This window comes from Verticiella sediminum, assembly GCF_007558815.1.
Taxonomy (GTDB): domain Bacteria; phylum Pseudomonadota; class Gammaproteobacteria; order Burkholderiales; family Burkholderiaceae_B; genus Verticiella; species Verticiella sediminum.
Window position 1 is genome coordinate 429,889 of record NZ_VLTJ01000029.1, and the last position, 23,715, is coordinate 453,603.

Consider the following 23,715-nt stretch of genomic DNA (forward strand, 5'->3'; position numbering starts at 1 on the left):
CGTCCATGCAAGCCACACCCTTCGAGACCGTGACGACGATCCGCTTTCGCCATTGCGACCCGGCCGGCATCGTCTTCTATCCGCGCTACTTCGAACTCATCAACGACCTGGTCGAGACCTGGTTCGAGACCGGCGTGGGCGTGAGCTTTCACGAGCTGCACGTCGCGCGCCGCATGGGCATTCCCACCGTCTCCGTGCAGTGCGACTTTCGCGCCGTGAGCCGCTGGGACGACCGGCTGCGCCAGCGGCTGCATCTCACGCGCCTGGGCAACGCCTCGCTGCAGGCACAGGTCGAGTTCGCGGGCGACGCGGGTGACGTGCGCCTGTGCGCGCACATCGTGCTGGTCACCATCGACCTCGACACCATGCGCTCCGCGCCCTTGCCACAGGACATGCGCGCGGCCATGCAGCGCTACCTCATCCCGAGCGCGGACGCCGCCTGCGCCTGAAACCGGACACAGAACAGCATGCAGATCCTCCAACCTCCCGACTGGCTCGCCCCGCGCGGCTACGCCAACGGCATCGCCACCCGCATGCGCCCCGGCGACACCCTCGTCTTCGTGGGCGGCCAGATCGGCTGGAACGCCCAGCAGCAGTTCGAGACCGACGACTTCGCAGAACAAGTGCGCCAGGCGCTCGCCAACGTCGTCCAGGTGCTTGCCGAAGCCGGCGGCAAGCCCGGGCACATCACGCGCATGACCTGGTACGTGAAGGACAAGGCCGAATACGTTGCCGCCTATCCCGCCATCGGCCGCCATTACCGCGAGCTCATCGGCCGCCACTTCCCGGCGATGGCCGCGGTCGAAGTCGCGGATCTCATCGAGGACCGGGCCAAGGTCGAGATCGAAGTCACCGCCGTGGTGCCCGCGGGCTGAGGAAGCGCCAGGCATCGGCCTGCTGGGCGACGGGCAGCCCGTTCCCCGATGTCCCGCCAAATACGTCCCCATTTAGCCCTATCCTTTCTTATTTGGGGACGCATAAAAGCGGAATCCCGATCTCTTCTCTAAAATGCCGGGGAAAATCACTCGCAACCCGCGGAGAACCGGAGCATGGCCACCCACGACCTGCCTTCCTACCTGGACCCCAACCACCTCGGCCCCTGGGGCACCTACCTGCAGCAAGTCGATCGCGTCACCCCCTATCTCGGCCCCCTGGCGCGCTGGGCGGAAACCCTCAAGCGCCCCAAGCGCACGCTGATCGTCGACGTGCCGATCGAACTGGACAACGGCGAGATCGCGCACTTCGAGGGCTACCGCGTGCAGCACAACACGTCGCGCGGCCCCGGCAAGGGCGGCGTGCGCTTTCACCAGGACGTCACGCTGGCCGAAGTGATGGCGCTGTCGGCCTGGATGTCGATCAAGAACGCCGCCATCAACCTGCCCTACGGCGGCGCCAAGGGCGGCGTGCGGGTCGACCCGCGCCAGCTCTCCAGGGGCGAACTCGAGCGCATCACCCGGCGCTACACCAGCGAGATCGGGATCATCATCGGCCCGACCAAGGATATCCCGGCACCGGACGTGAACACCAACGCCCAGATCATGGCGTGGATGATGGACACCTACTCCATGAACGAGGGCTCCACGGCCACCGGCGTGGTCACCGGCAAACCGATCTCGCTGGGCGGCAGCCTGGGCCGCACCGAGGCCACCGGCCGCGGCGTGTTCGTGGCCGCCGGCGAGGCCGCGCTGCGCCACGGCGTGAACCTGCGCGGCTCGCGGGTGAGCATCCAGGGCTTCGGCAACGTCGGCAGCACGGCCGCCCGCCTGTTTCACGAGGCCGGCGCGAAAGTGGTCGCCGTCCAGGACCACACTGGCTCGATCCATTGCGATGCGGGCATCGACATCCATGACCTGCTCAGCCATACGCAGTCCCACGACGGCGTCGCGGGCTATGGCGCAGCCGACGCGGTCGACAACGCCGACTTCTGGCGCCTGGATTGCGACATCCTGGTCCCGGCCGCCCTCGAATCGCAGATCACCGCCGCCAATGCGGGCGACATCAAGGCCCGCATCGTCGTCGAGGGCGCCAACGGCCCGACCACGCCGGGTGCGGACGACATCCTGACCGAGCGCGGCGTGCTGATCGTGCCCGACGTGCTCGCCAACGCCGGCGGCGTGACTGTCAGCTACTTCGAGTGGGTGCAGGACTTCTCGAGCTTCTTCTGGTCCGAGGACGAGATCAACCAGCGCCTGGAGCGCATCATGCGCGAGGCCTTCGCCGCCGTCTGGCAGGTGGCCGCGGACAACAAGGTCTCGCTGCGCACCGCGGCCTTCATCGTCGCGTGCACGCGCATCCTGCAGGCGCGCGAAGTGCGGGGCCTGTACCCCTGAGCGCCAGCGGCCCGCCGTCCGGGCTCGCACGGGCCGGCGCGCCTGGGCCCGGGCGGGCGGCCGCATCGCGGGGTCTTGAAACGCGGCGCACCGCTCACATATGCAACTCGCCGGCCGCCGGGTGGCGGCCGGTGTTCCGGCGCCCATGGCCGGAACCCGTGTTCAACTCTTGTACCCATGTTGCTCACAGGAGGATATGGCTATGAGAACCGCTCTCGACTTTTCTCCCTTGTTCCGCTCGAGCATCGGCTTCGACCGCCTGCTCAACGCGCTGGAAGCCGCCAGCCGCATCGAAGCGTCGGACGCCTGGCCGCCCTACGACATCGCCAAGACCGGCGAGAACGACTACCGCATCACCTTGGCGGTCGCCGGTTTCGCGCAGGAAGAGCTGGCGATCACGCAGGAGCAGAACGTCCTGAAGGTGGCCGGCCAGAAGGCTGGCGACGATCGCACGGAGTACCTGCACCACGGCATCGCCGGCCGTGCGTTCCAGCGCCGCTTCGAACTCGCCGACCACGTCCGCGTCGAGGGCGCCCGGCTGCAGAACGGCCTGTTGACGATCGACCTCAGGCGCGAACTGCCCGAGGCGATGAAGCCGCGCCGCATCGCCATCGCGGCCGACGGCGCCCGGCCGCGGCTGGAGGCCGCGCCGAGCACGGCTGAAAAAGCCGAGAAGATCGCCGCCTGAGGCGTCAGCCTCGCCGCGTGCGCTTCCGCAGTGGAGCGCACGCGGCGCCATGGGCTCCGAGCCGACTAGAATGCGAATATGGATTCGGTATCGGAAGTCCCCCTCCCCGCCCGCGCCGGCGTACGCCCTGCCATGCAAAAACGCAGCCAGGCCACGCTGGCGCGCATTCTGCGCGCTGCGCACCGGCTGATCGCGGCTTCCGAGCTCGACGCGGTCTCGGTGGCAGACATCGTTGCGGCGGCCAAGTGTTCCGTTGGGGCGTTCTACACGCGCTTCGAGAACAAGGAAGCGCTGTTTCTCGCGGTGGTCGACGACATGCTGGCGCGCGGACGCCGCCGCCTGGACACCGCCTATGCGCGCGCCGCCGACGAGGACGTGATCGACACCGCCGTGCACGAGGCACTGGAAGGCTGCCGCGTCAATGCCGGCATCCTGCGCTCGGCGATCAAGCTGGGCCTGAGCGAACCCCGCGTCTGGGCGCCCATCCGCGACTACGGCCAGGAGAATGCCGGGCGCCTGTATGCCCGGCTGCGCCAGTTCTCCTCTGTGGACGAAACCCGCCTGCGCTTCGCCTTCCAGGTACTGCACGGCAGCGTGCTCAACACCCTGCTGCACGACCCCGGCCCGCTGCGCCTGGGCACGCCGGCCTTCGCCGCCGAGCTGACGCGGGTGTTCCGGCTGGTGCTGCGGGCGGACTAGGGAACGCCTGGCGCCAGAGCCGCAACACCAGGGCCGCAACGCAGAGGGATGGTGCGCATCTCATCGAGAGCGGGCATGGTCCTGGGCTGGACGCTCCGGGAATACGGGCTTGAGATCGACCAGCGGCGTGCCGTCGACGCAGTCGAGCCCGCGCACGGTCAATGCCGGGCCCTCGATCCCCAGCAGCCGCACGACGGACGAGGCGATCGGATTCGGCCGCAGCGGCGAACGCAGGGCGAAGGTTCCCGTCACCCCCTGACCGGATCGCGGGTTCTGCCATACGGCGTCGCGCCGCGCGAGGTGCATCCAGTACAGAACCTGCAGCCATTCCTTGTGCTCGACGCCGGCCAGCGCGGCGACCCATGGCTCGAAGACTTCGATGCGGCATGCGGGTCCGGCGTCGGGATCGCCGCGCTTCGGACAATCCTCGCGCCGGGCCCAGGGCGTACGGATGCGGCCGATGAACCAGACGCCGGCATCGAAAGCCTCCGGCGTCGCCACCGACCGCTCGTGCGGGCGTAGCGGATCGGCTGGACGGTCAGCCATCGGCGCCGCCCCTGGCGCCCGCATCCTCGAGCACCTGGCCGGCCTCCAGGCGCACCACGCGATCCGCCAGCATCGCGACCTCCGCCATGTCGTGGCTCACCATCAGCGTGGTCGCGCCGAACGCGCGCACCAGGTCGCGCAGCACGCCCTGCATCGTCGCCCGGGTGCCGGGATCGAGGGCCGACAGCGGCTCGTCCAGCATGAGCAGCGCCGGCCGCCGGGCCAGGGCCCGGATGAGCGCAAGCCGCTGGCGCTGGCCGCCGGACAGGCGGGCCGGGCGGTGATCGGCCAGCGCGCGCAGGCCGGCGAGTTCGAGCAGCGCTTCCGCCTGCGCCCGGCGCTGCGCCCGCGGATGCCGGGCCAGCGCATATTCGACGTTGCGCCGCGCCGTCATGTTGGGGAACAGTGCGTAGTCCTGGAACACGAAACCGATGTTGCGCCGCCTGACCGGCAGGAACACGGACCTGGCGGTATCGCACCAGACCTCGCCGCCAAGCACCACCCTGCCCGCCTGGGGGCGGGCCAGTCCGGCCACGATCCGCAGCAGCGTGGTCTTGCCGGCGCCGGACGGCCCGCAGATGGCAACGAATTCGCCCTGGGCGGCGCTCAGCCGCACGTCGAGGCGAAACGGCCCCTGCGTACCGTTCAACGCCGTCTGCGCACTCACCTCCAGCACACCCGCGCCATCGCCGCCGTGCATCCACCCTTCCTGTAGAGTTGACTCAATCGCTATATACAGTGAAATATAGCGAATAGGCGGCCCGGCTCGCCATATCGAGGAACCCCATGCGCATCGCTGCAACCCTTGCCCTGTCCGCCGTGGTCGCGGCTTCCCACATTCCGCTGGCGCAGGCCGACGAGCTGACCATCGCCGCGGGCGCGGGCTATCGCCGGCCGGTGACCGAGGCCATCGCCGCCTACGAGGCGCAGTCGGGCGCGAAAGTGGGCCAGGTCTATGGCAACCTCGGACAGGTCTTCGCCCAGGCCCGGGAAAGCGGCAGGATCGGCATGGTCTGCGGCGATCGGGCCATGCTCGAGAAGGCCGAGGGGCTCGCCTTCACGCGCTTCGTGCCGCTGGGCCAGGGCCGGCTGGTGGTGGGCTATCGCCAGGGCCTGAGCCTGGGCGCCCCCGAAGAGATCGCGCGCGACGATATCAAGCGCGTGGCCATCCCGGACGAGAAGAACGCGGTCTACGGCGTCGCGGGCCGGCAGTATCTCGACAAGTCCGGCCTGAGCGCCAAGGTGGACGCCAAGCTGCTGGCGGTGGCCACCGTGCCCCAGGTGACCGCCTACCTGGTCAGCGGCGAAGTCGACGCCGGTCTGCTGAACGCCTCCGACGCCATGGGCGCGCAGGACAAGATCGGCGGCTACCTGCCGGTGGACCCGGCGCTCTACGAGCCGATCCGCATCGACTGCGGGGTCCTGGACGAGCGCGCCGCGCAGGGCCTGGCCGAATTCCTCGATACCGACGCCGTGCGGGACATCGCCAAGAAATACGGCATGTGAGGCATGGCAGGCGGCCTGGGCGCATGGCTGGCCGATCCAGCCCTACTCTTTCCGCTGCGCCTGAGCCTGCAGATCGCGACGGCCACGCTGCTCGTGCACGCGGTGCTGGGGCCGCTGCTCGGCTGGGCGCTGGCGCGGCCGGGATGGCCGGGGCGCACACTGCTCGACATCCTGGTCACGCTGCCGATGGTCTTTCCGCCCATCGCGCTGGGGTTCTTCCTGCTGGTGCTGCTCGGGCGGCGGGGCTGGCTGGGCGGCTGGCTCGACGAGACCTTCGATTTCAGCTTCGTCTTCTCGACCTGGGGCGTGCTGCTGGCTTCCGTCATCGTCGGCCTGCCCCTGATCGTCAAACCGGTCGAAGCCGCCATCGCCGCCCTGCCGGCGCACCTGGCCGAGGCCGCGCGCACGCTGGGCCACGGCGAGTGGTCGATCTTCTTTCACGTGATCCTGCCCAACCTCAAGGCCGCCATCGCCACCGGCCTGCTGCTGGCCACCGCGCGCTCGCTGGGCGAGGTCGGCGTCACCTTGATGCTGGGCGGCAACATCGTCGGACGCACCAACACGATCTCGCTGGAGATCTACAACGCAGTGACCCAGGGCGAGTACCCGCGCGCGGCCGTGCTCTCGGCGGGGCTGGGGGCATTTTCCATCCTCGTCATCCTGATTCTGCGGCTGCGCGGCCCCGAGCGCGGCTGAACCCTGAGAGAACCCCATCGTGTGGATACTGCCCGAAAGCGAGATAGACCGATTGATCTTCGAGGACGCCCCCGGCGGCGATCTGACCACGGCGGCCATGGCCATCGGCGAGCAGCACGGACGCCTGGCGTTGCGCGCCCGCGACGCCATGGTGCTGGCGGGCGTGGAAGTCGCCGCGCGCATGATGGAGCGGGTGGGCCTGCAGGCGCGCATCGAGACGCGCTCGGGCGCGCGGCTCGAACCCGGGGCGCCGGTGCTCTCGGCCACCGGCTCCGCCGCTGCGCTGCACCGGGTCTGGAAGTCGGCCAAGAACCTGATGGAAAGCCTGAGCGGCATCGCCACGGCTACCCGCGCCATGGTCGATGCGGTCGAGGCCGTCGCGCCGGACGTGCGCATCGCCCTGACGCGCAAGACCTTTCCCGGCAGCCGGGTGCTGTCGCAGCTTGCGGCCATGGCGGGCGGCGGCATCGTCCATCGCGCCGGCCTGTCCGAGACCATCCTGATCTTCGCCGAGCACCGCGCGTTCCTGCGGGACGAACCGCTGCACGCGCTGGCCGCGCGCATGCGGCGCGCGGCGCCCGAGCGCAAGATCGAGATCGAGGTCGGCTCCGTCGCCGAGGCGCTCGAGGCCATCGATGCCGGCTTCGACGCCATCCAGTTGGAGAAATTCGCGCCGGCCGGGATGGCCGCGGTCGTCGCGCACGCCCGGTCCCGGCAGCGCCCGCCGCTGATCGCGGCCGCGGGCGGCATCACCCCGGAAAACGCCGCGCAATGCGTGAGCACCGGCATCGGGCTGGTTGTGACCTCGTGGCCGTATGCCGCGCGGCCGCGCGATCTGGCGACCGAGTTCCAGCCGGTCTAGACTGGCCGCGGCCCCGGGGGCGACACCGGCCACAGGCCGCGCGAGGCCCCGTCTCAGGCGACCAGCGCCTGCGCGCCCGGCGTACCGGCCTTCGCCGCCGCGCTGACCCGGGCGCGCTGCCGATCCAGGTGCGAAGCTGATCGATGTCCGGTGCCTTCAGGGCGTGTTTTCGGCGTGGCCCGGGTTCGCCATCAGATCCTGGATTTGGGCATCGGACTTGCCCAGTACCTCACGCAGGATTTCCGCCGTGTGCTGCCCCAACATGGGCGGCGGCACGCGGTATTGCACCGGCGAACCCGAAAAACGCATCGGGCTGGCGGTGATGGGTACGCTGACGCGCAAGGGATGTCCCTGCATTTCTCGGCGCAGCCCGCGCGCCAGGGCCTGCGGGTGGTCGAAGGCCTGGCCGATATCGTTGATGGGGCCGCAGGGCACGCCCACGGCTTCGAGTTGCTCGATCCAATCGTCGCGCCGCCCCTTGCGCATGATCTCCACCAGCAAGGGGATCAGCGCCTCGCGGTTGGAGACACGCAGCCGGTTGGTGGCGAAGCGCGCGTCCGTGCCGAGTTCCGGCGCGCCGATCACCTTGCAGAAGGCACGGTACTGTCCGTCGTTGCCCACGGCGACGATCAGGTGCCCGTCGCCGGCGGCGAACACCTGGTAGGGCACGACGTTCTGGTGCGCGTTGCCGGCGCGTCGGGGCGGCTCGCCGCTCAGGAAGTAATTGGTGTTCTGTCCTGCCAGCATCGCCACATGGCTGTCGAACAGCGCGATGTCCAAGTGCTGCCCCAAGCCGCTGCGCATGCGTTCCTGCAGGGCGGCCAGGATGGCCACGGTGGCGTACATGCCCGTGAAGACGTCGGTGACGGCCACACCAGCTTTCTGCGGGCCGCCGCCGGGCAGGTCGTCCCGTTCACCGGTAATGCTCATCAGGCCGCCCATGCCCTGAATCATGAAGTCATAGCCGGGTCGCTCGGCGAAGGGGCCATCCTGCCCGAACCCCGTGATCGAGCAGTAGATCAGGCGGGGATTGATTTCGCGCAGGCTGTCGTAGTCCAGGCCGTACTTGCGCAGGCCGCCGACCTTGAAGTTCTCCACCAGCACGTCGCTGGCCATGGCCAGCTCGCGTATGACGCAGGCCCCGGCCGGCGTGGCGATGTCCAGGGCCAGCGAGCGCTTGTTGCGGTTGGCGCTCAGGTAATAGGCCGATTCGGCCGTGTCGCCGCCGTCGTGGTCCTTCAGGAACGGAGGGCCCCAGTCGCGCGTATCGTCGCCCGTGCCGGGCCGTTCGACCTTGATCACGTCGGCCCCCAGGTCGGCCAGGTTCTGGGTGCACCACGGGCCGGCCAGGATGCGGCTGAGGTCGAGCACGCGTGTGCCCTGGAGGGGGGGCGTTCGTTGGGTCATGACTGTATCCTTGCGGTGCCGCAGGTCGTTACCTGCGCATGCGCCTTCGCGCGGAGGCGGCCGCCGCGCTTTACGGAACGCCAGGCGGCGAGCGCGTGCGATCGCGTCGATGCGCCGCGGTACCGGAGCACCGCGGCCTTGTTCAATCCGGTTTGATGCCCAGTTCACCGATGGTGGCGGACCAGCGGTCGAACTCCTTGCCGACGAACGCCCGGCATTCGGCGCGGTCCAGGCCCATGGGCTCGGCGGCCTGGAACTTCAGGCTTTTCTGCACCTCGGGGTCCTTCAAGGCTTCCTGCAGCGCATTGTTGAGCTTGTCCAGGACGGCGGCCGGCGTGCCCTTGGGCGCCATCAGCACCTGCCACGTACCCGCTTCGTAGCCCTCCAGACCCGACACGCTTTCCGACAGCGTGGGCACATTGGGCAGCGACGGCGACCGGTGCGCCGATGTCACAGCCAAGGCCGTGACCTGGCCGCTCTGGATGAACGGCAACGCGCTGTTGAACGCGCCCGAATACATGAAGTCCACGTTGTCGGAGGCCACGTCGGTGAGCGCCGGGCCATTGCCGCGGTAGGGCACGTGCTGAAAGCTGGTCTTCAGCCGGTTGGCGATGTCCAGGGCCACCAGATGGTCCATGGAGCCCGTGCCGGACGAGCCCAGGAAATACGACCCGGGCTTGCCCTGCATTTGCTGGAAGAAGGACGCCGCGTCCGCCTTGCCGACCTTCCTGGCCGTCAGCAGCAGCAACGGGACGGCCACCGAGCAGCCGGCGGTCGTCATTTCCGTCTTCGGATTCAGATCGTCGCGGTGATAGAGCGCCGTGGCCGTCGCCATCGACGAGGCCGCGTAGAGCAAGGTGTAGCCGTCGGCCTTGGCGCGCACGAGTTCCTGGCTGGCGATGTTGCCGCCGGCGCCCGGCTTGTTCTCGATGATGACGGGCTTGCCCAGCAATTCGGACACGCGCCTGAACACCACCCGACCGATCGCGTCGGTGGGGCCGCCCGGGGCGAAGCCCACCAGGACGGTGATGGGCTTGGACGGGAAATCGTCGGCAGCGTGCGCCGGAACGGCCGCCACGCCCACGGTCAGCGCTGCCAGCGCGGCGGCGATGCAGTTCATCTTGCTCATTGGATGTCTCCTTGCTCGTTATGGAATCAGCGTGCCAGCCACTGCGGCGCGTGGGCGCCGTTCGGTGCGGGCGGCAGGGCCCAGCGCGCGCGGGTGCGCGAGAACTGCGCCACCGGCGGCAACTGCTGCAGGACGCCATAGGCCGAGTCGCGCGTCTCGATGACCGGCTCCAGACCCTCGGCGAAATGGCGCCGGGGCTGGGCCGGATCGAAGCCGGCGCGCAGGCCCAGGCTCTGCACCCACATCGACGTGCGGGTCAGCGAGACCTTGACGTGATAGCTGCCGCCTTCCCTGGTGCGACGCAGCAGGGCGAGCATGACGCCGGCGGCGCCGAGGTAGCCTGTCAGGTAATCGTTCAGCAGATAGGGCGGCACCACACGCGGGCGGCCGTCGACGGCCTCGCTGTGCGAAATGCCCGCGGCCGTCTGGCCCAACTGTTCGAACCCGCCCCACGCGCCCCAGGGGCCACCGTCGCCGAAGGCCGTCACGGTGACGTAGATCACGCCGGGGCGGATCGCCGCCACGTCGGCGGGGCCCAGCCCGTGGCGCTGCATGCTGCCGGGCCGCCACGACTGCACGACCACGTCGGCGCCGCTGGCCAGTTCGCGCGCCTTGGCGGCATCGCGGGGCGCGTTCAGGTCGATGAAGGCGGAACGCTTGCCGATGTTGGTATCGATGGTCTGGCGGAACGGATCCTGGATCATGGGCGAGGTCACGCGCAGCACGTCCGCGCCGTGTTCGGCCAGCGAGCGCGCCACCACGGGGCCGGCGATCACGTGGCCCAGGTCCAGCACGCGCAGTTGATCCAGCGGCCGTTCGCCGGCGCGGGCCGGTTCCGGCTCGCTGTCGGCGATCTTCTCGATCTCGATCACGGGCCGCTGCGCCAGCCACTGGCCCTGAGGATGGGCGCGCCATTCCTCGGGCGAACGCGAATAGACGCCGGGCAGCTTGCGATCGGCGAAGGCCTGTTCCAGGTCCTCCGCCTTCCAGCGGGCGATCGACTCGGCCAGCGCCGCGGACGTGTTGGGACACTGCAGCAAGTCGAGCACGCCGTCGCGCAAATGCGGGTAGGAACCGATCGGAAAGAACCAGCGACCGTCGGCCGTCCTGTAGTAGTCGGCCTTCAGTTCCGTGAGCAGGGACAAGGCCGGCAGTGCATAGCCGCTCTGGGTCTGGAAGTGGCCGGGGTTCAGCGAGCTGGCGGCCTGCATCCAGTCGATCGCGATCGTCTGGCGCTGGCCGGTGGCCTGGTGGTGCCACTGCTCGACCCCCAGGGCGTAGGCGCCGATGGAGGCCGCCGCCGCAACGGTGATTTTGTGCGGGCTGTCGAAGACCGGCGCGCAGCCGTAAAGATGCAGGCGCCGGGAAGCATCCTGCCCCAGTGCGGGCTCGCAGGCCAGAAGACCGGAGATGGCGTCGTAGGTCTCGTCCGCGCTGTGGGTTGTCTCGCTCATTTCTTCATCCTGGTAAGACGCGAGCGGCAAAGTCTAAGAGTCGTACATATTGCTGTCCAACATATAATTCAGGGGTCTACGAGACATTAAATAGCTCAATATGCTGAACGGTCGTTTGTTGCGTCAATTCATCGCTGTGGCCGAAGAGCTGCATTACGGGCGCGCCGCCCAGCGTGTCGGCATGGCGCAATCGCCGCTCAGCACGGCCATCCAGAAACTGGAGGCTTATCTCGATACGCCCTTGTTCGAACGCAACCAGCGCTCGGTGGCGCTGACGCCGGCCGGGCGGGCGTTCCTGGACGAGGCCTATCAATGGCTGCGCTACGAAGAGGTCGCCGTCGCCCGCACACATTCGGTACGCAACGGCGTGATCGGGCAATTGATGGTGGGTTTCATAGGCAGCACCGGCTATGGCTTCATGCCGGAGCTGGTACGGCAATTCCGCCAAGAGTATCCCCAGGTGCGCCTGCGCCTGATCGAGATGACCACCAAGGATCAGCTAGAACGGCTGCGCGGCCGCTATATCGACGCGGGTCTGTTGCGCACGCCGCTGCCGTACCAGGCGACGGACATCGAAACCCGGCTGTATCGGTACGACCGCCTGATGGCGGCGCTGCCCAAGGCTCATCCTCTGGCGGGACGGCAGATCATCGACCTGCGCGAGCTGGCGCGCGAATCCTTCGTCGCCTTTTCGCGCGAACGGATTCCTGCCGCGCATGCGCAATTGATTTCGGCCTGCGCCAGCGCCGGCTTCTATCCCGACATCGAACAGGAATGCACGCAGATCGCCAGCATCATCTGCCTGGTTGCCGCGGGCGTGGCAGTGGCCTTGATTCCGGGCAACCTGGCCTCGCTGCTCCATTCGGACGTGCGGTATGTGCCCTTGTCCAACGACCCCGCGGGGCTATCCCAATGCGTGTCGCTGGCCTGGCGCAAGGGCGACGACAACCCCGCGCTGGCCTCGTTCCTCAAGGTGGCGGGGGCGCTGCAGGTGGATATCGCCTCACCGGACATCGCTGCACAGCATGACGACTGTGCGGCGACAGGCAAGCACCCCGGCGTCGATAGCGGTTGAGCCCTTCAGCGGCTGCGAGACCGCTGGCTGCATCGGCTGGCCTCACGGCATCGGGGATCCACCGTAAAGACGCCGGAACGGCGTCTGGACCCCTGCCGCAGCCACGGCCCGGGCGCCCGCCCGGCGAAACGAAGCGCCGATGCCGGATCAGGCCGCCGCCTCTGCACCGGCTGCACCGGCGTACGCCTGCAATGCGCAGCCGTCGAGCGTAATGCGATGCATCAGCCGGCGCTGGCCATGGTAGTCGTTGGCCGCATAGTGCCAGGTCGAACGGTTGTCCCACATCGCGATGGAGCCGGGCCGCCAGGTGTAGCGGCAGGTGTGTTCCGGCCGGGAGGCATGTCGGTACAAATAGTCCAGCAGCGGCTTGCTTTCGGCATCCGTCCAGCCCTCGAAGCGCAGGGTGAAGATCGGATTGACGTACAGCACCGGCTCGCCGCTCACGGGATGGGCGATCACCACCGGGTGTACGGCCTCGACCTCGGCCGCATCCGCGTTGCGGAACATGGCCTTGCCGGTCTGCTCGGCCAGTTGCGCCGCGCGGCTCTTGCGGCCGAAGACGTGTTCGGCCGAATGCACCGCCTTCAAGCCCATCAAGGTGCGCTGCAGGCCCGGCGACAGCGTCTTGAACGCCAGGCTCAGGTTGGCGAACAGCGTATCGCCGCCATACGCGGGCAACTCGCGCGCGACGAGGATCGACCCCATGGCCGGGATCTGGTCGTAGCTGTGGTCCGTATGCCAATCCCCGCCGATGTTGGCGGTGTCGAACTCGCCTTTGTTCACCGTGGCGATCTCGGGATGGCCTTCCACCGGAATGAAGAATCGATTGACCACGATGTCGCCCAGGCTGCGCGCGAACGCGAGGTGCTGCGCGGGTGTGATGTCCTGGTCGCGGAAGAACACCACGCCGTATTGCGTGTAGGCCTGCCGGATGGTGGCCAGCGTGTCCTCGTCCAGCGCACGGTCCAGGCGCACCCCGCGCAGTTCCACCCCGCATCCGCCGGTGACCGGACGAATTTCTATCGCTGCCATGTCTCTGCCCTCTATTTTAAGAATGAGAATTCTAATTCTTATTTTGGCGTGAGGGCAAGAGGGCTTTCGGGTGCAAGCCACGCGGGGCCAGGCGTCGAGCCCGGCAGGCCGACTCCCGGAGCTGACGCGCCGCTACGCGGATGGAGCGGTCAACGCCTCCAGCTCGCCCAGCCAGCGCATCGCCTGCTCGCGCGAGCCGCCGCACATCTGCGCGCTGGGCTGCAGCCCGGCGCACACCGCCGGCCGCTCGGGACGATCGAAAATGCGGCAGCGTTCGTGCTCATCGAGCTGCACGCAGCGCACCCCCGCCGGCTTGCCGTGCGGCATGCCGGGGATCGCGCTGGAGATCGAAGGCGCCGTGCAACAGGCGCCGCATTGGGGACGACAGTACATGGCGAGACTGTAGCAGGCAGGGTATGCCCGGCCGGGACATGCCGCCGCCTTGCTCTTAGAATGCAGCATGTCGTCGACGCCGCCCACCCCGTTCCTCGGTACCCGCACCGCCGCCGAGTCCGCACTGGAGGACATGACCTCCCTGCGGATCTTCGTGAAGAGCGTCGAGCTGGGCAATTTCTCCGAGGTCGCGCGCCGGCTGGGGGTCACGCCGGCCGCGGTGTCCAAGCGGGTCGCGTCGCTGGAGGCGCGCCTCAACCAGCGGCTGCTCAACCGGAACACGCGCGGGCTGTTCGCCACCGAGGCGGGGCAACGGCTGTACGAACGCTGCGTGCGGGCCCTGGACGAACTCGACGCCGCCGCCGCCGAACTGGCCGACGCCGGCGACAAGCCTTCGGGCCATCTGCGCATCACCGCGCCGCTGTTGCTCGGCTCGGAGTTCATCGGGCCCTACGTGCCGGCCTTCCTGCAGGACAACCCCGGGCTCAGCCTGGACCTGAATTTCTCCATATCGCGCCTGGACCTGTTCCAGGAGCGCATCGACATCGCGGTACGCATCGCCGAACGGCTCGAAGAAGGCCTGATCGCGATCGAACTCGCGCCCTATCGCCGGCTCTTCTGCGCCGCGCCCGGCTACCTGGCCAAGCATGGCGCGCCGGGCACCCCATCGGACCTGGTCCGGCACAACTGCCTGGTGTCGCGCGGCACCTCGCCCAACCGCGCCTGGCCGTTCAGGCAGGACGGCGACGTGGGGCACGTCATGGTCAGCGGCACCCTCTGCAGCGACAACTCGCATACCGTGCGGGCCTGTGCCGAAGCCGGGCTCGGCATCATGATGGCCCCGCTCTGGCTGGTGCACGAGGCGCTGCAGGCGGGCCGCCTCGTGCCGGTCCTCCCAGACCATGCGCCGCCCGACCGTGCGGTGTATGCCGTGCTGCTGCAGCGTTCGGACAAGGCGCCCAAGCTCGCGGCAGCGGTCGGCTTTCTGCGGGCCTGCCTCGCGCGGCTGCCGAGGTGAACGGGCGGGCTGCCCTTGCCCGCCGGCCTGGGCCTGTCGGCGCTGTGGACCCTTGGCGAGCCCAGCAGCATTGACAGGCCGCTAGACGAAGCGGCAGTTCACCCAGCCCAGTTCGCCGTAGTCCACGGCGAACACATCGCCCGCGCGCGCCGGGACCGGCCGGGTGAACGAGCCGGCGAGGATGATCTGGCCCGGCTCCAGGAAGGCGCCATGCGCGGCCAGCTTGTTGGCCAGCCAGGCCACGCCTGCCGCGGGATGGTTCAGCACACCCGCCGCCAGCCCGGTCTCCTCGATCACGCCGTTGCGCCCGAGCAGGGCGCCGACGCGGCGCAGGTCGAGCGCGTCGGGACGCACGGGGCGCCCGCCGAGCACGATGCCGGCGTTGCCGGCATTGTCGGAGATGGTGTCGCGCACCGTGCGCGGGGCGCCGGAATCGGGATCGATCTGCTGCGAACGCGCATCGATGATTTCCAGCGCCGGCACCACGTAGCGCGTCACGCGCAGCACATCCCACAGCTCCACCCCCGGCCCGCGCAGCGGTTCGTCGAGGATGAAGGCGAGTTCCACCTCCAGCCGGGGCGCGATGAAGCGCTCGACCGGTATGTCGCCGCCCTCGGCAAAGCGCATCGAATCGAGGAGTACCCCGTAGTCGGGCTCGTCGATCTGCGAGGCCTGCTGCATCGCCCGCGAGGTGAGGCCGATCTTGTGCCCGATGACGCGGTGCCCCGCCTCGACCTGCCGCGTCACCCAGCAGCGCTGGACCGCGTAGGCATCGGCCACGGTCATGTCGGGATGCTCCAGCGCGAGCTGCCGTATCTGCCGGCGCGAGGCCTGGGCACGGTCCAGCGCTTGCGCGAGATGCTCCACCGTTTGCGCGTCCAGTCTGCGTTCGGTCGTCATGCCGGCACCTCGTGCTCGAACGCCACGACCGGGTTGCGCAGCAGCCCGACGCCGGCGATCTCCACGTCGAGGACGTCGCCCGGCGCCATCCACAGCGGCGGGTTGCGGCTCATCCCGACGCCCTGCGGCGTTCCCGTGGCAATGATGTCGCCCGGATGCAGGGTCGTGAAGGTACTGACATACGCGATGATGGCGGGCACGTCGAAGAGCATGTCGCCCACGCTCGCGTCCTGCACCACCTGGCCGTTCAGACGGGTCACGAGGCGCAGATCCGCCGGCGAATCGATCTCGTCGCGGGTCACGATCCACGGGCCGATGCTGCCGCTGCGCTCGAAGTTCTTGCCCGCCGTCACCTGCGCGCTGTGGCGCTGGAAATCGCGTACGGAATTCTCCGCCAGGCAGCAGTATCCGGCCACGCAGGACATGGCCTCGGCGGCGGACACGCCGCGCACCGGGCGGCCGATGACCACGCCGAGCTCTCCCTCGTAGTCGAACGCCTCGGAGCAGGACGGACGCACCACGGCCTGGCCGTGCCCCACGAACGAGTCGGCGAAACGCGGGAAGAGCGACGGATAGCGCGGCAGCTCGCGGCCCGCCTCACCGGCATGGCTCGCGTAGTTCAGGCCCACGCACAGAATCTTGTCCGGACGCGGCACCGGCGGCAGCCATTCCACAGCCTCCAGCGGGATGCGGGCACGCGCGCCGTCCGCAGCCGCGGCAATGGCGTCCACACCCGCGGCCAGCGCCGTCCGCATGCACGGCCAGGCATCCGCCAGCGGCACGATCGATGCCTCCAGCACCTGCCCCCACCCCTCGATGCCCTGCCAACGATAGCTTGCAAGTCTCATGGTCGAAATCTCCCGGCGGCGCTCAGGAAAACCGCATCCGGGCGCCCTGCGTCAGGGGCAGGGGCAGCCCGGCGCCCGTTTCCCGGCATGCCTGGTAGGCACGAATCGCCATCGCAAGGTCCGATACGCCCATGCCGACCGCCTTGAACAGCGAGATGCTGCCGGGCGCGCGCGTCGGCGTGACGGCGCCGCGCACGATGTCCCCGATGGTGGCGACCCTGCCCCAGCCCTGCGGCCCCTCGTCCGTCCCGAAGCGATCGATGAATTCCCTGGACGACTTGCGCACGTTGGCGACGTCGTCGACCGCCACGATGCCCGCGCGATCGAGCACGTCGGCATGCAGTTCCGCGTTGGCGGGCAGGATGGCGCCGACGGCATTGACGTGCGCCCCGTCGGCGATCATCCCGGCCTGAAGGAACGGCGTGCGCGCGCGCGTCACCACGGTCACGATGTCGGCCGCCGCCGTCGCGGCCTCGATCGAATCGCAGGCTTGCACATCGAGGCCCAGCCGCTCGACCAGATCCCGGGTGCAGGCCTCGCGGCGCTCGGCGCTCGGGCTCCACACGCGCACGCGCCGCAGCGGCCGCACCGCGTGGATCGCGGCCACCTGGGCCAGCGCCTGCCGGCCCGATCCCAGCAGGGCCAGGTCGCCGGCATCCTCCGCCGCCAGCCATCGCGTGCCCAGCCCGGTCATGGCCGAGGTGCGCAATTGCCCGAGCACGTTGGCCTCGAGCATGGCGAGCAGCCGGCCCGCGCGCGTATCGAACAGGGCATACAAGGCCTTCGCGCCATCGGGCGTGTTGACCCAGGTCTTGTATCCGCCGAATCCCGCGGCGGGCAGCACCGCGCCCAACGCGTGCAGGGAACTGCGCGCGTCGAATGTCCCCAGCGCTTTCTCTATGTTGGCCCCTTGCCCGGCGGCCACTTGCGCGGTCCTTTCCTGCAGCGCCTCGATCGCCTCGGCCAACGACACCGAGCCCGCCACGTCGGCCTCGCTCAGCCATAGTGCAGTCGTCATCACTCCTTTCCTCCAGGTCGGTCATTCGGATCCGGCGCAGTCTGCGCCAGCGCGCACCGGCGGGGCAATGCCGCGCGCGGAACAACTACTGTTCCAGCCACGAACAGCCTGCAATACCAGGCGCCGCGGGCTGCTCGCGCCCGGAACAACAGTTGTTCCCATGCGTGCATTGAAGCCGCCCATGTGCCCTCCTATAGTTCGGTCCTCGACATGCGGGTCGTACGCAACGGCTTCCCGCAGGAGCCCCATAAAGACAAAGGAGACACGCCATGCAAGGCAAACGAATCGGCGGGCAGGCGCGCCGGCGCGCCCTACGGCTGCTCGGCGCAATCGGCGCCGGGCTCGCGCTCGCGGCGGCCGGCCCCGCATTCGCGGCTTGGCCCGACAAACCCGTCAGGCTCATCGCGCCGCTGGCCGCAGGCTCGGCGCCGGACGTGATCGCCCGCATCCTCGCCCATGAGCTCGGCGAGCTGTGGCAGCAGACGGTGGTCGTGGAGAATCGTCCGGGCGCCGGCGGCATCATCGGCCTGGAGGCGACCCGCCAGGCGCCCGCCGACGGCCATACCCTGGCGCTGGTGCACGCCAGCGCGGCCGTCGTGACACCCGTGACCTTCAAGAGCGCGCGATACGACATCGAACGCGACTTCGACACCATCGCCACCGTCGGCTATACGCCCATCGCGATGGTGGCCAACCCCGGCGCGCCGGCCACCAGCCTCGCCGAAGTGATCGAAGCCAGCCGCGCGAAACCTGGCGAAGTCGACCTGGGCAATCCGGGCCGCACCACCAGCGCGCACCTGGCCGGCGAACTGCTCAACCAGCAGGTGGGCGCCAGGCTGTTCCCGGTGCCCTTCTCCGGCAATGGCGTGCAGGCGGTAGTCGGCGGCGACGTGCCTTACTACGTGGACGGCGTCGCGCCACTGCTGCGCATGGTCGAGGCCGACCGGGTACGGCCGATCGCGGTATTCGCCGATCGCCGCCTCGACGGGCTCGAGGCCTTTCCGCTCGCGACCGACGTGGACCCCGGCCTGGTCGTGACCGGCTGGTTCGTCGTGGCCTCGCCTGCCGGCCTGCCCGAACCCTTGATCGAAAAGATCAATGCCGACGTCAATCGCGTCCTCGCCAAGCCCGAGGTGGCCCGGCGTTTCCGGGAGTTCGGCACCTACCCGCAGCCGGGCACGGTCGCGCAGGCGCGCGACTTCGTTCGACAGGAGAAAGAGCGCTACGCGCAGATCATCCAGCGCGCGGGCATCCAGCCCGAATAGCGCACACCGGAGCACGACATGCAGAATCCCGTGCAGGCCCTGGTCCTGGACTTCTTTCACGCGCTCGACCGGCGCGATCACGCGGGGGCCGCGGCATTGTTCGCACCCGCCGGCACCTGGCTGCGGCAAGGCCGTCTACTGACCGGCCCGGACGAGGCGCTCGCCGCGCTCGACGCGCGCCCCGCCAATCGCAGCACCTGCCACCTGGTGAGCAACATGCGCATACGGCAGACCAGTGAGACGCAATGGCTGGCGACGTACTACCTCACCGCGTTCGAAGCGCTGGCGGGCGACGACGGCGCGGCAGGCGAGCCCAGGCTCGCGGCGATCCTCGAGTGCACGGATGTGCTGGACTGCCAGGACGGCAGTTGGCGCATCGCCGACAAACGCAGTCGCCGAGCCCTGTCGGCGACACCGCCCACCCGTTGACCGATCCCGGAGCCCGACCATGACCCAGGACCCGACTGCCGCACGCCTCATGGACGTCAGCGGCACCATTCCACCCAACTCCACTCCCTGGACCCCCGTACGCGTCCCGGCCGCCGCCATCGAGGCCGAAATCGCGCGGCTCTCCCATGGGCCGGCACCGGCGGGCGGCCGCCGCTGCACCCTCATCGTCCACCCCGAGTCCGGCGAGGTGCCCGGCTTCGCGCCCGGCGTTCAGGTCGCGATCCAGGTCCTGCTGCCGGGCGAAGAGACCGCGCCCCTGCGCCTGAACGCCGGCCAGGTCGAGCTGTGCATCCGGGGGACGGGCACCGTGCACGTGGCAGAGCGCGCGATGACGCTGGGCCGGTGGGACGTCGCCATGATCCCCTCCATGCAGCGCCACTGGCACCGCAACGACGGCGATGAGCCCTGGGTCCGCTTGTCGTACTCCAACGCGCCGCTGTTGCAGCGGCTGGGCGTACTTTACGTGGAGCACGGCGACGGCCTGTCCGACGCCGGGCCGCGCCCCCAGGCCGAGGCGGCGGCGGCCTACACGCGCGGCACGGCCCCGGACGTGGCGGTCGCGGACGGCGGCCGCATCCGCGGCTACGAGTTCCTCACGGACATCCAGGTCGTCGACAACCGCCCCCTCGTCTGGCCCTGGGAAGCGGTGGCAACCCAACTGTCCGGCGAGCCGGGGGACGGCAAGCGCACCATCATGCTGCTCTACAACCCGGCCACCGAACGGCGCAACGGCACCACCCACAGCTTTTTCGCGACCATGACCCGCGTCCCGCCCGGGTCACCGCCGCGCAAGCCCGGCAGGGGCCACCGGCACAGCTCGGTGGCGATCAACTACCACTTCCAGGGCAGCGGACACAGCATCGTGGACGGCCATACGATCGCGTGGCAGGCCGGCGACCTGCTGCTCTCGGCGCCCGGATGGTCCGAGCATGCCCACTTCATCTCGCCGGAGGGCGCCAGCATCCTGACCATACAGGATCACCCGCTGCACATCGGGATGGAGTCCCTGATCTGGCAGGAACGCATGGACGGGCCGATCCTGACCCTGGGCTCCGAGCCTGGCCAGACCGGCTACGTCGGGCCCCGGCAGGCCGGCGACTGAGCGCGCCGGGCGGGCGGCGCCCCGGATTGGGGGATAATGCGATGCCAATCCTCGCACCATGTCCCGCCGTCTCGTCGCCCACCTCGACATGGACGCCTTCTACGCGTCCGTGGAACTGCTGCACCGCCCCTTCCTGCGCGGGCTGCCGGTGGTCGTGGGCGGCCGCCGCCGCCAGCCGCTCGAAGCCGACCCCGAAGACCTTTCCACCTGGCCGCGCCTGCGCGACTACGTCGGGCGCGGCGTGGCCACCACGGCCTCCTACGAAGCCAGAGCCCTCGGCGTGCATTCCGCGATGGGCCTCATGAAGGCTGCCGCGCTGGCACCGGACGCCATCCTGCTGCCCGCCGACTTCGAGGAGTACCGGCGCATGTCGCACCGCTTCAAGGAGGCCGTGGCCGAGATCGCGCCGGTGATCGAGGACCGCGGCATCGACGAGATCTATATCGACCTCACGGACGTGCCCGGCGCGTTCGACGCCACGCCCGACGACCGCCTGGCCGGCGCCCGGGCACTCGGGCAGCGCCTGCAGCAGGCGGTGCGCAACGCCACGGGCCTGAGCTGTTCGCTCGGCGTGACGCCCAACAAGCTCCTGTCCAAGCTGTGTTCCGACCTGGACAAACCCGGCGGCGTCACCGTCCTCGACATGGACGACATCGCCGCGCGCATCTGGCCGCTGCCGCCGGGACGCATCAACGGCATCGGGCCCAAGGCGCGCGAAAAGCTCGAGCAGGCCGGCATCCGCAGCATCGGCGAACTCGCCGCCGTCGAGCCCGCCTGGCTGATCGCCAAGTTCGGCAAGTCGACCGGCGCCTGGATGCACGAAGCCGCGCATGGCCGGGACGAGCGTCCGGTCGTCACCCACCGCGACCCCAAGTCGGTCAGCCGGGAAACCACCTTCGAGCGCGACCTGCACGCGCGCCTGGACCGCGACACGCTGGGCGGCATCTTCACCGGCCTGTGCGAAAAAGTCGCTGCGGACCTCGCGCGCCACGGCCTGGTCGGCCGCACCATCGGGCTCAAGCTGCGCTTCGACGACTTTCGCACCGTCACCCGCGACCACAGCCTGGACGCCTACACCGCCGACGCCGGCACCATCCGCTGGGCCGCCGGGCAATGCCTCAAGCGCATCGAGCTGACCCGCCGCATCCGGCTGCTGGGCGTGCGCGTGGGCACGCTCGCCGCCAACGACGCGATCCCGGCCGAGCCGCGCCCGGCGCGCGGCCGCGGGAGCCCCGAGTCGCTGCCGCTGTTCGAGGATCTGGACTGAGCCCGCGAGGCAGCCGCCATGAGCCTGCGCAAGCCCGCCGCCGCGGCGGCGGGCTGCGCATCCGCGGCAGCGCACGGGCAATCCATGGCAGCGGTGCTACCATCCCCACATCGGCCGTCCATCCGGGCCGATGTCTTCCCAGCACCGCCGTGTCCACCTGGAAACCTTCCCCCTCCCTTGCCGATATCGATGCCGAGCGCTGGGCGCAGCTCGCCGCCGGCGACCCCACGCTGAGCGCGGCGTTCCTGGGCGCGCTGCAGGCGAGCGGGTCGGCCTCGCAGGACAGCGGCTGGCAGCCCGCGCACCTGGTTCGCGAGGGCGCTTCGGCGGTGCTGCCGCTCTACGCCAAGTCGCATTCCTACGGCGAATACGTGTTCGACCACGGCTGGGCCAACGCGGCCCACCGGGCCGGATTGCGCTACTACCCCAAGCTGGTGACGGCGGTACCGTTCACGCCGGCCGCCGGCCGCCGGCTGCTGACGGGCACGGCAGCCTTGGACGCCACCCTCGCCGGCGAGGCTTACGCCGCCGTGCGCGCGCTGGCCGAGCGGGGGCAGGTCTCGTCCTGGCACCTGCTCTTTCCCGACGACAGCGAAGCGCCCGCCTGGGCGTCGACGGGCCTGTTGCACCGCCTGGGGTGCCAGTATCACTGGTTCGACCGCGGCTACGGCGACTTCGACGGCTTTCTCGGCCGCTTCCGCCAGAGCCGGCGCAAGACGGTCAAGCGCGAGCGCCGGCTGGTCGCGGAACAAGGCGTGGACCTGGCCACCCTGGACGGCACACAGCTCGAGCCGCACCACTGGCAGGTGTTCTACCAGTGCTATCGCGACACCTACGAGAAGCGCTCGGGACACGCCGGTTATCTGAACCAGGCGTTCTTCGCGGCGATGGCGCGCGACATGCCGGAACAGGTGGTGATGACGCTGGCCACCCATGAAGGCCGCTATGTGGCCGCGGCGCTGTGCCTGCGCTCGGCCGACACGCTGTACGGGCGCTACTGGGGCGCGCTCGACGACTTCGCGAACCTGCATTTCGAGGCCTGCTACTACCAGGGCATCGAATACTGCCTCGCGCACGGCTTGACGCGCTTCGATCCCGGCGCGCAGGGCGAGCACAAGATCCCGCGCGGCTTCGAGCCGGTGCTGACGCACTCGTTCCACTGGCTGGCCGAACCCAGGCTGGCGAACGCGGTGGCCGACTTCCTGGCCGAGGAGCGGGTGTATATGCAGGACTACGCGCGAGACGCCCGCGAGCTGCTGCCGTTCCATCGGGCGCCGGCGCCCGAGTGAGGCCGGCCGCGCCGTCGCGGGCGGCGCCCGGGCGCCCAGCGCTCACCCGTCGGTCCAGACCACGGCGCTGCGGCCTCGCGTCAAGTCCACCACCAGGCTCGCCGCAGCCTGCGCCCGGTCCTCCGGTACGGCCAGCCTCACGCTGACACCCTCGGCGCCATAGCGCTCGTCCTGCAGGCGGGCGTCCAGCTCGGCCAGGCGAGCGCGCAGCAGGGGCAACTCGGCGAAACCGCAGTCCAGCTCGCCTTCGCGCATCGGTACCCAGGGGACCAATGACGCGTTGCGCAGGCAGGCCGCGGCGCACCCGCCGTAGGCGCGCACCAGCCCGCCAGTCCCGAGCTTGACCCCACCGAACCAGCGCGTGACCACGAGCATGACCCGATCGCACTGCGCGCCTTCGATCGCCTGGAGGATGGGCTTGCCCGCCGTGCCGGTGGGCTCGCCGTCGTCCTGGAAGCGGTACTGCCGGCCGATCCGATAGGCCCAGCAGTTGTGCGTAGCGGCGGGGTCGGCCACCTCGGCCAGAAAGGCGAGCGCCGCCTCGGGCGTATCGACCGGCGCGGCGAACGCGGCGAAGCGGCTCTTGCGGATCTCCTCGCGGTACTCGGCTAGGGTAGCCAGGGTAAGGACGGCACTCATGTACAGGCAGGTAAAGGCAAGCAGACGCGCCGGGGCAGCGCGGCCTGCCCACACTATAGCCAGGGCGGGCGCATGCCGGCCACGCGCCGCGGCCTCGAACAG

General features: G+C 69.6%; 26 protein-coding genes. 15 read left to right on the forward strand and 11 right to left on the reverse strand.

All coding sequences use genetic code 11. The features are described from left to right. Positions 1–5: 5 nt before the first annotated feature. From FOZ76_RS16470 to FOZ76_RS16490, 5 genes are all read left to right on the forward strand, one after another. Complete coding sequence (locus FOZ76_RS16470) at positions 6–449, forward strand: acyl-CoA thioesterase (RefSeq protein ID WP_143949345.1); 444 nt, start codon at positions 6–8, stop codon at positions 447–449. Positions 450–467: 18 nt separating this feature from the next. Next, on the forward strand, positions 468–875 hold the full coding sequence (locus FOZ76_RS16475; RefSeq protein ID WP_143949346.1) for a RidA family protein: 408 nt from the start codon (positions 468–470) through the stop codon (positions 873–875). Between the two features lie 174 nt (positions 876–1,049). Then, positions 1,050–2,330 (forward strand): Glu/Leu/Phe/Val family dehydrogenase, encoded by a 1,281-nt coding sequence (locus tag FOZ76_RS16480; RefSeq protein ID WP_143949347.1) that lies wholly within the window; start codon positions 1,050–1,052, stop codon positions 2,328–2,330. A gap of 202 nt (positions 2,331–2,532) precedes the next feature. After that, complete coding sequence (locus FOZ76_RS16485) at positions 2,533–3,018, forward strand: Hsp20 family protein (protein WP_143949348.1); 486 nt, start codon at positions 2,533–2,535, stop codon at positions 3,016–3,018. A gap of 132 nt (positions 3,019–3,150) precedes the next feature. Beyond that, the gene (locus FOZ76_RS16490; protein WP_170235493.1) at positions 3,151–3,717 is read left to right on the forward strand and encodes a TetR/AcrR family transcriptional regulator; all 567 of its coding nucleotides are present in this window, start codon (positions 3,151–3,153) and stop codon (positions 3,715–3,717) included. Between the two features lie 60 nt (positions 3,718–3,777). Here the strand turns inward: FOZ76_RS16490 and FOZ76_RS16495 are convergent, their stop codons facing one another. Next, complete coding sequence (locus FOZ76_RS16495) at positions 3,778–4,263, reverse strand: SAM-dependent methyltransferase (RefSeq protein WP_143949350.1); 486 nt, start codon at positions 4,261–4,263, stop codon at positions 3,778–3,780. Beyond that, on the reverse strand, positions 4,256–4,963 hold the full coding sequence (locus FOZ76_RS16500) for a sulfate/molybdate ABC transporter ATP-binding protein (protein WP_143949351.1): 708 nt from the start codon (positions 4,961–4,963) through the stop codon (positions 4,256–4,258). The genes FOZ76_RS16495 and FOZ76_RS16500 overlap by 8 nt, the downstream gene beginning before the upstream one ends. Positions 4,964–5,049: 86 nt before the next feature. Between FOZ76_RS16500 and modA the strand changes: the two genes are divergently transcribed. Genes modA through modD form a run of 3 tightly spaced genes read left to right on the forward strand, consistent with a single transcriptional unit; the run spans position 5,050 to position 7,327 of the window. Then, positions 5,050–5,769: a molybdate ABC transporter substrate-binding protein gene (gene modA / locus FOZ76_RS16505; RefSeq protein WP_143949352.1), complete on the forward strand. Its 720-nt coding sequence runs from the start codon at positions 5,050–5,052 to the stop codon at positions 5,767–5,769. A 3-nt stretch (positions 5,770–5,772) separates the two neighbouring features. After that, positions 5,773–6,465 (forward strand): molybdate ABC transporter permease subunit, encoded by a 693-nt coding sequence (modB, locus tag FOZ76_RS16510; protein WP_143949353.1) that lies wholly within the window; start codon positions 5,773–5,775, stop codon positions 6,463–6,465. Between the two features lie 19 nt (positions 6,466–6,484). Then, positions 6,485–7,327, forward strand: coding sequence for a ModD protein (gene modD, locus FOZ76_RS16515; RefSeq protein ID WP_211366278.1), 843 nt, complete (start codon positions 6,485–6,487; stop codon positions 7,325–7,327). A 156-nt stretch (positions 7,328–7,483) separates the two neighbouring features. Here the strand turns inward: modD and FOZ76_RS16520 are convergent, their stop codons facing one another. From FOZ76_RS16520 to FOZ76_RS16530, 3 genes are all read right to left on the reverse strand, one after another. After that, positions 7,484–8,734, reverse strand: coding sequence for a CaiB/BaiF CoA transferase family protein (locus FOZ76_RS16520; RefSeq protein ID WP_143949355.1), 1,251 nt, complete (start codon positions 8,732–8,734; stop codon positions 7,484–7,486). Between the two features lie 142 nt (positions 8,735–8,876). Further along, entirely contained in the window at positions 8,877–9,863 is a 987-nt protein-coding gene (locus tag FOZ76_RS16525) for a Bug family tripartite tricarboxylate transporter substrate binding protein (RefSeq protein ID WP_143949356.1), read from the reverse strand. 26 nt (positions 9,864–9,889) lie between these two features. Beyond that, positions 9,890–11,317: a CoA transferase gene (locus FOZ76_RS16530; RefSeq protein ID WP_143949357.1), complete on the reverse strand. Its 1,428-nt coding sequence runs from the start codon at positions 11,315–11,317 to the stop codon at positions 9,890–9,892. A gap of 100 nt (positions 11,318–11,417) precedes the next feature. Here FOZ76_RS16530 and FOZ76_RS16535 point away from each other — a divergent pair, with 100 nt between their 5' ends. Beyond that, entirely contained in the window at positions 11,418–12,392 is a 975-nt protein-coding gene (locus FOZ76_RS16535; protein WP_143949358.1) for a LysR family transcriptional regulator, read from the forward strand. Positions 12,393–12,539: 147 nt separating this feature from the next. Here FOZ76_RS16535 and FOZ76_RS16540 read toward each other — a convergent pair whose 3' ends face one another. After that, complete coding sequence (locus FOZ76_RS16540) at positions 12,540–13,424, reverse strand: TauD/TfdA dioxygenase family protein (RefSeq protein WP_143949359.1); 885 nt, start codon at positions 13,422–13,424, stop codon at positions 12,540–12,542. A 132-nt stretch (positions 13,425–13,556) separates the two neighbouring features. Next, entirely contained in the window at positions 13,557–13,817 is a 261-nt protein-coding gene (locus tag FOZ76_RS16545; RefSeq protein ID WP_143949360.1) for a YkgJ family cysteine cluster protein, read from the reverse strand. Between the two features lie 67 nt (positions 13,818–13,884). Here FOZ76_RS16545 and FOZ76_RS16550 point away from each other — a divergent pair, with 67 nt between their 5' ends. Further along, entirely contained in the window at positions 13,885–14,835 is a 951-nt protein-coding gene (locus FOZ76_RS16550; RefSeq protein ID WP_143949361.1) for a LysR family transcriptional regulator, read from the forward strand. A gap of 81 nt (positions 14,836–14,916) precedes the next feature. Here FOZ76_RS16550 and hpaH read toward each other — a convergent pair whose 3' ends face one another. Genes hpaH through FOZ76_RS16565 form a run of 3 tightly spaced genes read right to left on the reverse strand, consistent with a single transcriptional unit; the run spans position 14,917 to position 17,601 of the window. After that, the gene (gene hpaH / locus FOZ76_RS16555) at positions 14,917–15,735 is read right to left on the reverse strand and encodes a 2-oxo-hept-4-ene-1,7-dioate hydratase (protein ID WP_143949362.1); all 819 of its coding nucleotides are present in this window, start codon (positions 15,733–15,735) and stop codon (positions 14,917–14,919) included. Then, positions 15,732–16,583, reverse strand: coding sequence for a fumarylacetoacetate hydrolase family protein (locus FOZ76_RS16560; protein ID WP_143949363.1), 852 nt, complete (start codon positions 16,581–16,583; stop codon positions 15,732–15,734). The genes hpaH and FOZ76_RS16560 overlap by 4 nt, the downstream gene beginning before the upstream one ends. 22 nt (positions 16,584–16,605) lie before the next feature. Then, positions 16,606–17,601 carry an ornithine cyclodeaminase family protein gene (locus tag FOZ76_RS16565; protein WP_246129567.1) on the reverse strand — a complete coding sequence of 332 codons (996 nt, stop codon included), beginning with the start codon at positions 17,599–17,601 and terminating at the stop codon, positions 16,606–16,608. Between the two features lie 269 nt (positions 17,602–17,870). On the opposite strand from FOZ76_RS16565, the gene FOZ76_RS16570 reads away from it, so the two are divergent. The 5 genes from FOZ76_RS16570 (at position 17,871) to FOZ76_RS16590 (ending at position 22,974) form a co-directional block, all read left to right on the forward strand. Then, on the forward strand, positions 17,871–18,866 hold the full coding sequence (locus tag FOZ76_RS16570; protein ID WP_143949365.1) for a Bug family tripartite tricarboxylate transporter substrate binding protein: 996 nt from the start codon (positions 17,871–17,873) through the stop codon (positions 18,864–18,866). Between the two features lie 18 nt (positions 18,867–18,884). Further along, on the forward strand, positions 18,885–19,295 hold the full coding sequence (locus tag FOZ76_RS16575; RefSeq protein WP_143949366.1) for a nuclear transport factor 2 family protein: 411 nt from the start codon (positions 18,885–18,887) through the stop codon (positions 19,293–19,295). A 19-nt stretch (positions 19,296–19,314) separates the two neighbouring features. Then, entirely contained in the window at positions 19,315–20,418 is a 1,104-nt protein-coding gene (locus FOZ76_RS16580; protein ID WP_143949367.1) for a cupin domain-containing protein, read from the forward strand. Between the two features lie 58 nt (positions 20,419–20,476). Beyond that, positions 20,477–21,685 carry a DNA polymerase IV gene (gene dinB, locus FOZ76_RS16585; protein WP_143949368.1) on the forward strand — a complete coding sequence of 403 codons (1,209 nt, stop codon included), beginning with the start codon at positions 20,477–20,479 and terminating at the stop codon, positions 21,683–21,685. 149 nt (positions 21,686–21,834) lie between these two features. Then, positions 21,835–22,974: a GNAT family N-acetyltransferase gene (locus FOZ76_RS16590; protein WP_143949369.1), complete on the forward strand. Its 1,140-nt coding sequence runs from the start codon at positions 21,835–21,837 to the stop codon at positions 22,972–22,974. Between the two features lie 42 nt (positions 22,975–23,016). On the opposite strand, the gene FOZ76_RS16595 is transcribed toward FOZ76_RS16590, so the two are convergent. After that, positions 23,017–23,613 (reverse strand): IMPACT family protein, encoded by a 597-nt coding sequence (locus FOZ76_RS16595; RefSeq protein ID WP_143949370.1) that lies wholly within the window; start codon positions 23,611–23,613, stop codon positions 23,017–23,019. Between the last annotated feature and the right edge of the window lie 102 nt (positions 23,614–23,715).

What these genes read in the sequence shown, in the direction of transcription:
- FOZ76_RS16500 (WP_143949351.1), bottom strand. Translation starts at nt 4,963, where the DNA reads ATGCACGGCGGCGATGGCGCGGGTGTGCTGGAGGTGAGTGCGCAGACG.
- FOZ76_RS16570 (WP_143949365.1), top strand. Translation starts at nt 17,871, where the DNA reads ATGCAAGGCAAACGAATCGGCGGGCAGGCGCGCCGGCGCGCCCTACGG.
- FOZ76_RS16540 (WP_143949359.1), bottom strand. Translation starts at nt 13,424, where the DNA reads ATGGCAGCGATAGAAATTCGTCCGGTCACCGGCGGATGCGGGGTGGAA.
- dinB (WP_143949368.1), top strand. Translation starts at nt 20,477, where the DNA reads ATGTCCCGCCGTCTCGTCGCCCACCTCGACATGGACGCCTTCTACGCG.
- FOZ76_RS16525 (WP_143949356.1), bottom strand. Translation starts at nt 9,863, where the DNA reads ATGAGCAAGATGAACTGCATCGCCGCCGCGCTGGCAGCGCTGACCGTG.
- FOZ76_RS16470 (WP_143949345.1), top strand. Translation starts at nt 6, where the DNA reads ATGCAAGCCACACCCTTCGAGACCGTGACGACGATCCGCTTTCGCCAT.
- FOZ76_RS16545 (WP_143949360.1), bottom strand. Translation starts at nt 13,817, where the DNA reads ATGTACTGTCGTCCCCAATGCGGCGCCTGTTGCACGGCGCCTTCGATC.
- modA (WP_143949352.1), top strand. Translation starts at nt 5,050, where the DNA reads ATGCGCATCGCTGCAACCCTTGCCCTGTCCGCCGTGGTCGCGGCTTCC.
- FOZ76_RS16485 (WP_143949348.1), top strand. Translation starts at nt 2,533, where the DNA reads ATGAGAACCGCTCTCGACTTTTCTCCCTTGTTCCGCTCGAGCATCGGC.
- FOZ76_RS16580 (WP_143949367.1), top strand. Translation starts at nt 19,315, where the DNA reads ATGACCCAGGACCCGACTGCCGCACGCCTCATGGACGTCAGCGGCACC.
- FOZ76_RS16575 (WP_143949366.1), top strand. Translation starts at nt 18,885, where the DNA reads ATGCAGAATCCCGTGCAGGCCCTGGTCCTGGACTTCTTTCACGCGCTC.
- FOZ76_RS16550 (WP_143949361.1), top strand. Translation starts at nt 13,885, where the DNA reads ATGTCGTCGACGCCGCCCACCCCGTTCCTCGGTACCCGCACCGCCGCC.
- FOZ76_RS16595 (WP_143949370.1), bottom strand. Translation starts at nt 23,613, where the DNA reads ATGAGTGCCGTCCTTACCCTGGCTACCCTAGCCGAGTACCGCGAGGAG.
- FOZ76_RS16520 (WP_143949355.1), bottom strand. Translation starts at nt 8,734, where the DNA reads ATGACCCAACGAACGCCCCCCCTCCAGGGCACACGCGTGCTCGACCTC.
- FOZ76_RS16535 (WP_143949358.1), top strand. Translation starts at nt 11,418, where the DNA reads ATGCTGAACGGTCGTTTGTTGCGTCAATTCATCGCTGTGGCCGAAGAG.
- FOZ76_RS16560 (WP_143949363.1), bottom strand. Translation starts at nt 16,583, where the DNA reads ATGAGACTTGCAAGCTATCGTTGGCAGGGCATCGAGGGGTGGGGGCAG.
- FOZ76_RS16490 (WP_170235493.1), top strand. Translation starts at nt 3,151, where the DNA reads ATGCAAAAACGCAGCCAGGCCACGCTGGCGCGCATTCTGCGCGCTGCG.
- FOZ76_RS16565 (WP_246129567.1), bottom strand. Translation starts at nt 17,601, where the DNA reads ATGACGACTGCACTATGGCTGAGCGAGGCCGACGTGGCGGGCTCGGTG.
- FOZ76_RS16530 (WP_143949357.1), bottom strand. Translation starts at nt 11,317, where the DNA reads ATGAGCGAGACAACCCACAGCGCGGACGAGACCTACGACGCCATCTCC.
- modB (WP_143949353.1), top strand. Translation starts at nt 5,773, where the DNA reads ATGGCAGGCGGCCTGGGCGCATGGCTGGCCGATCCAGCCCTACTCTTT.
- FOZ76_RS16495 (WP_143949350.1), bottom strand. Translation starts at nt 4,263, where the DNA reads ATGGCTGACCGTCCAGCCGATCCGCTACGCCCGCACGAGCGGTCGGTG.
- FOZ76_RS16480 (WP_143949347.1), top strand. Translation starts at nt 1,050, where the DNA reads ATGGCCACCCACGACCTGCCTTCCTACCTGGACCCCAACCACCTCGGC.
- hpaH (WP_143949362.1), bottom strand. Translation starts at nt 15,735, where the DNA reads ATGACGACCGAACGCAGACTGGACGCGCAAACGGTGGAGCATCTCGCG.
- FOZ76_RS16475 (WP_143949346.1), top strand. Translation starts at nt 468, where the DNA reads ATGCAGATCCTCCAACCTCCCGACTGGCTCGCCCCGCGCGGCTACGCC.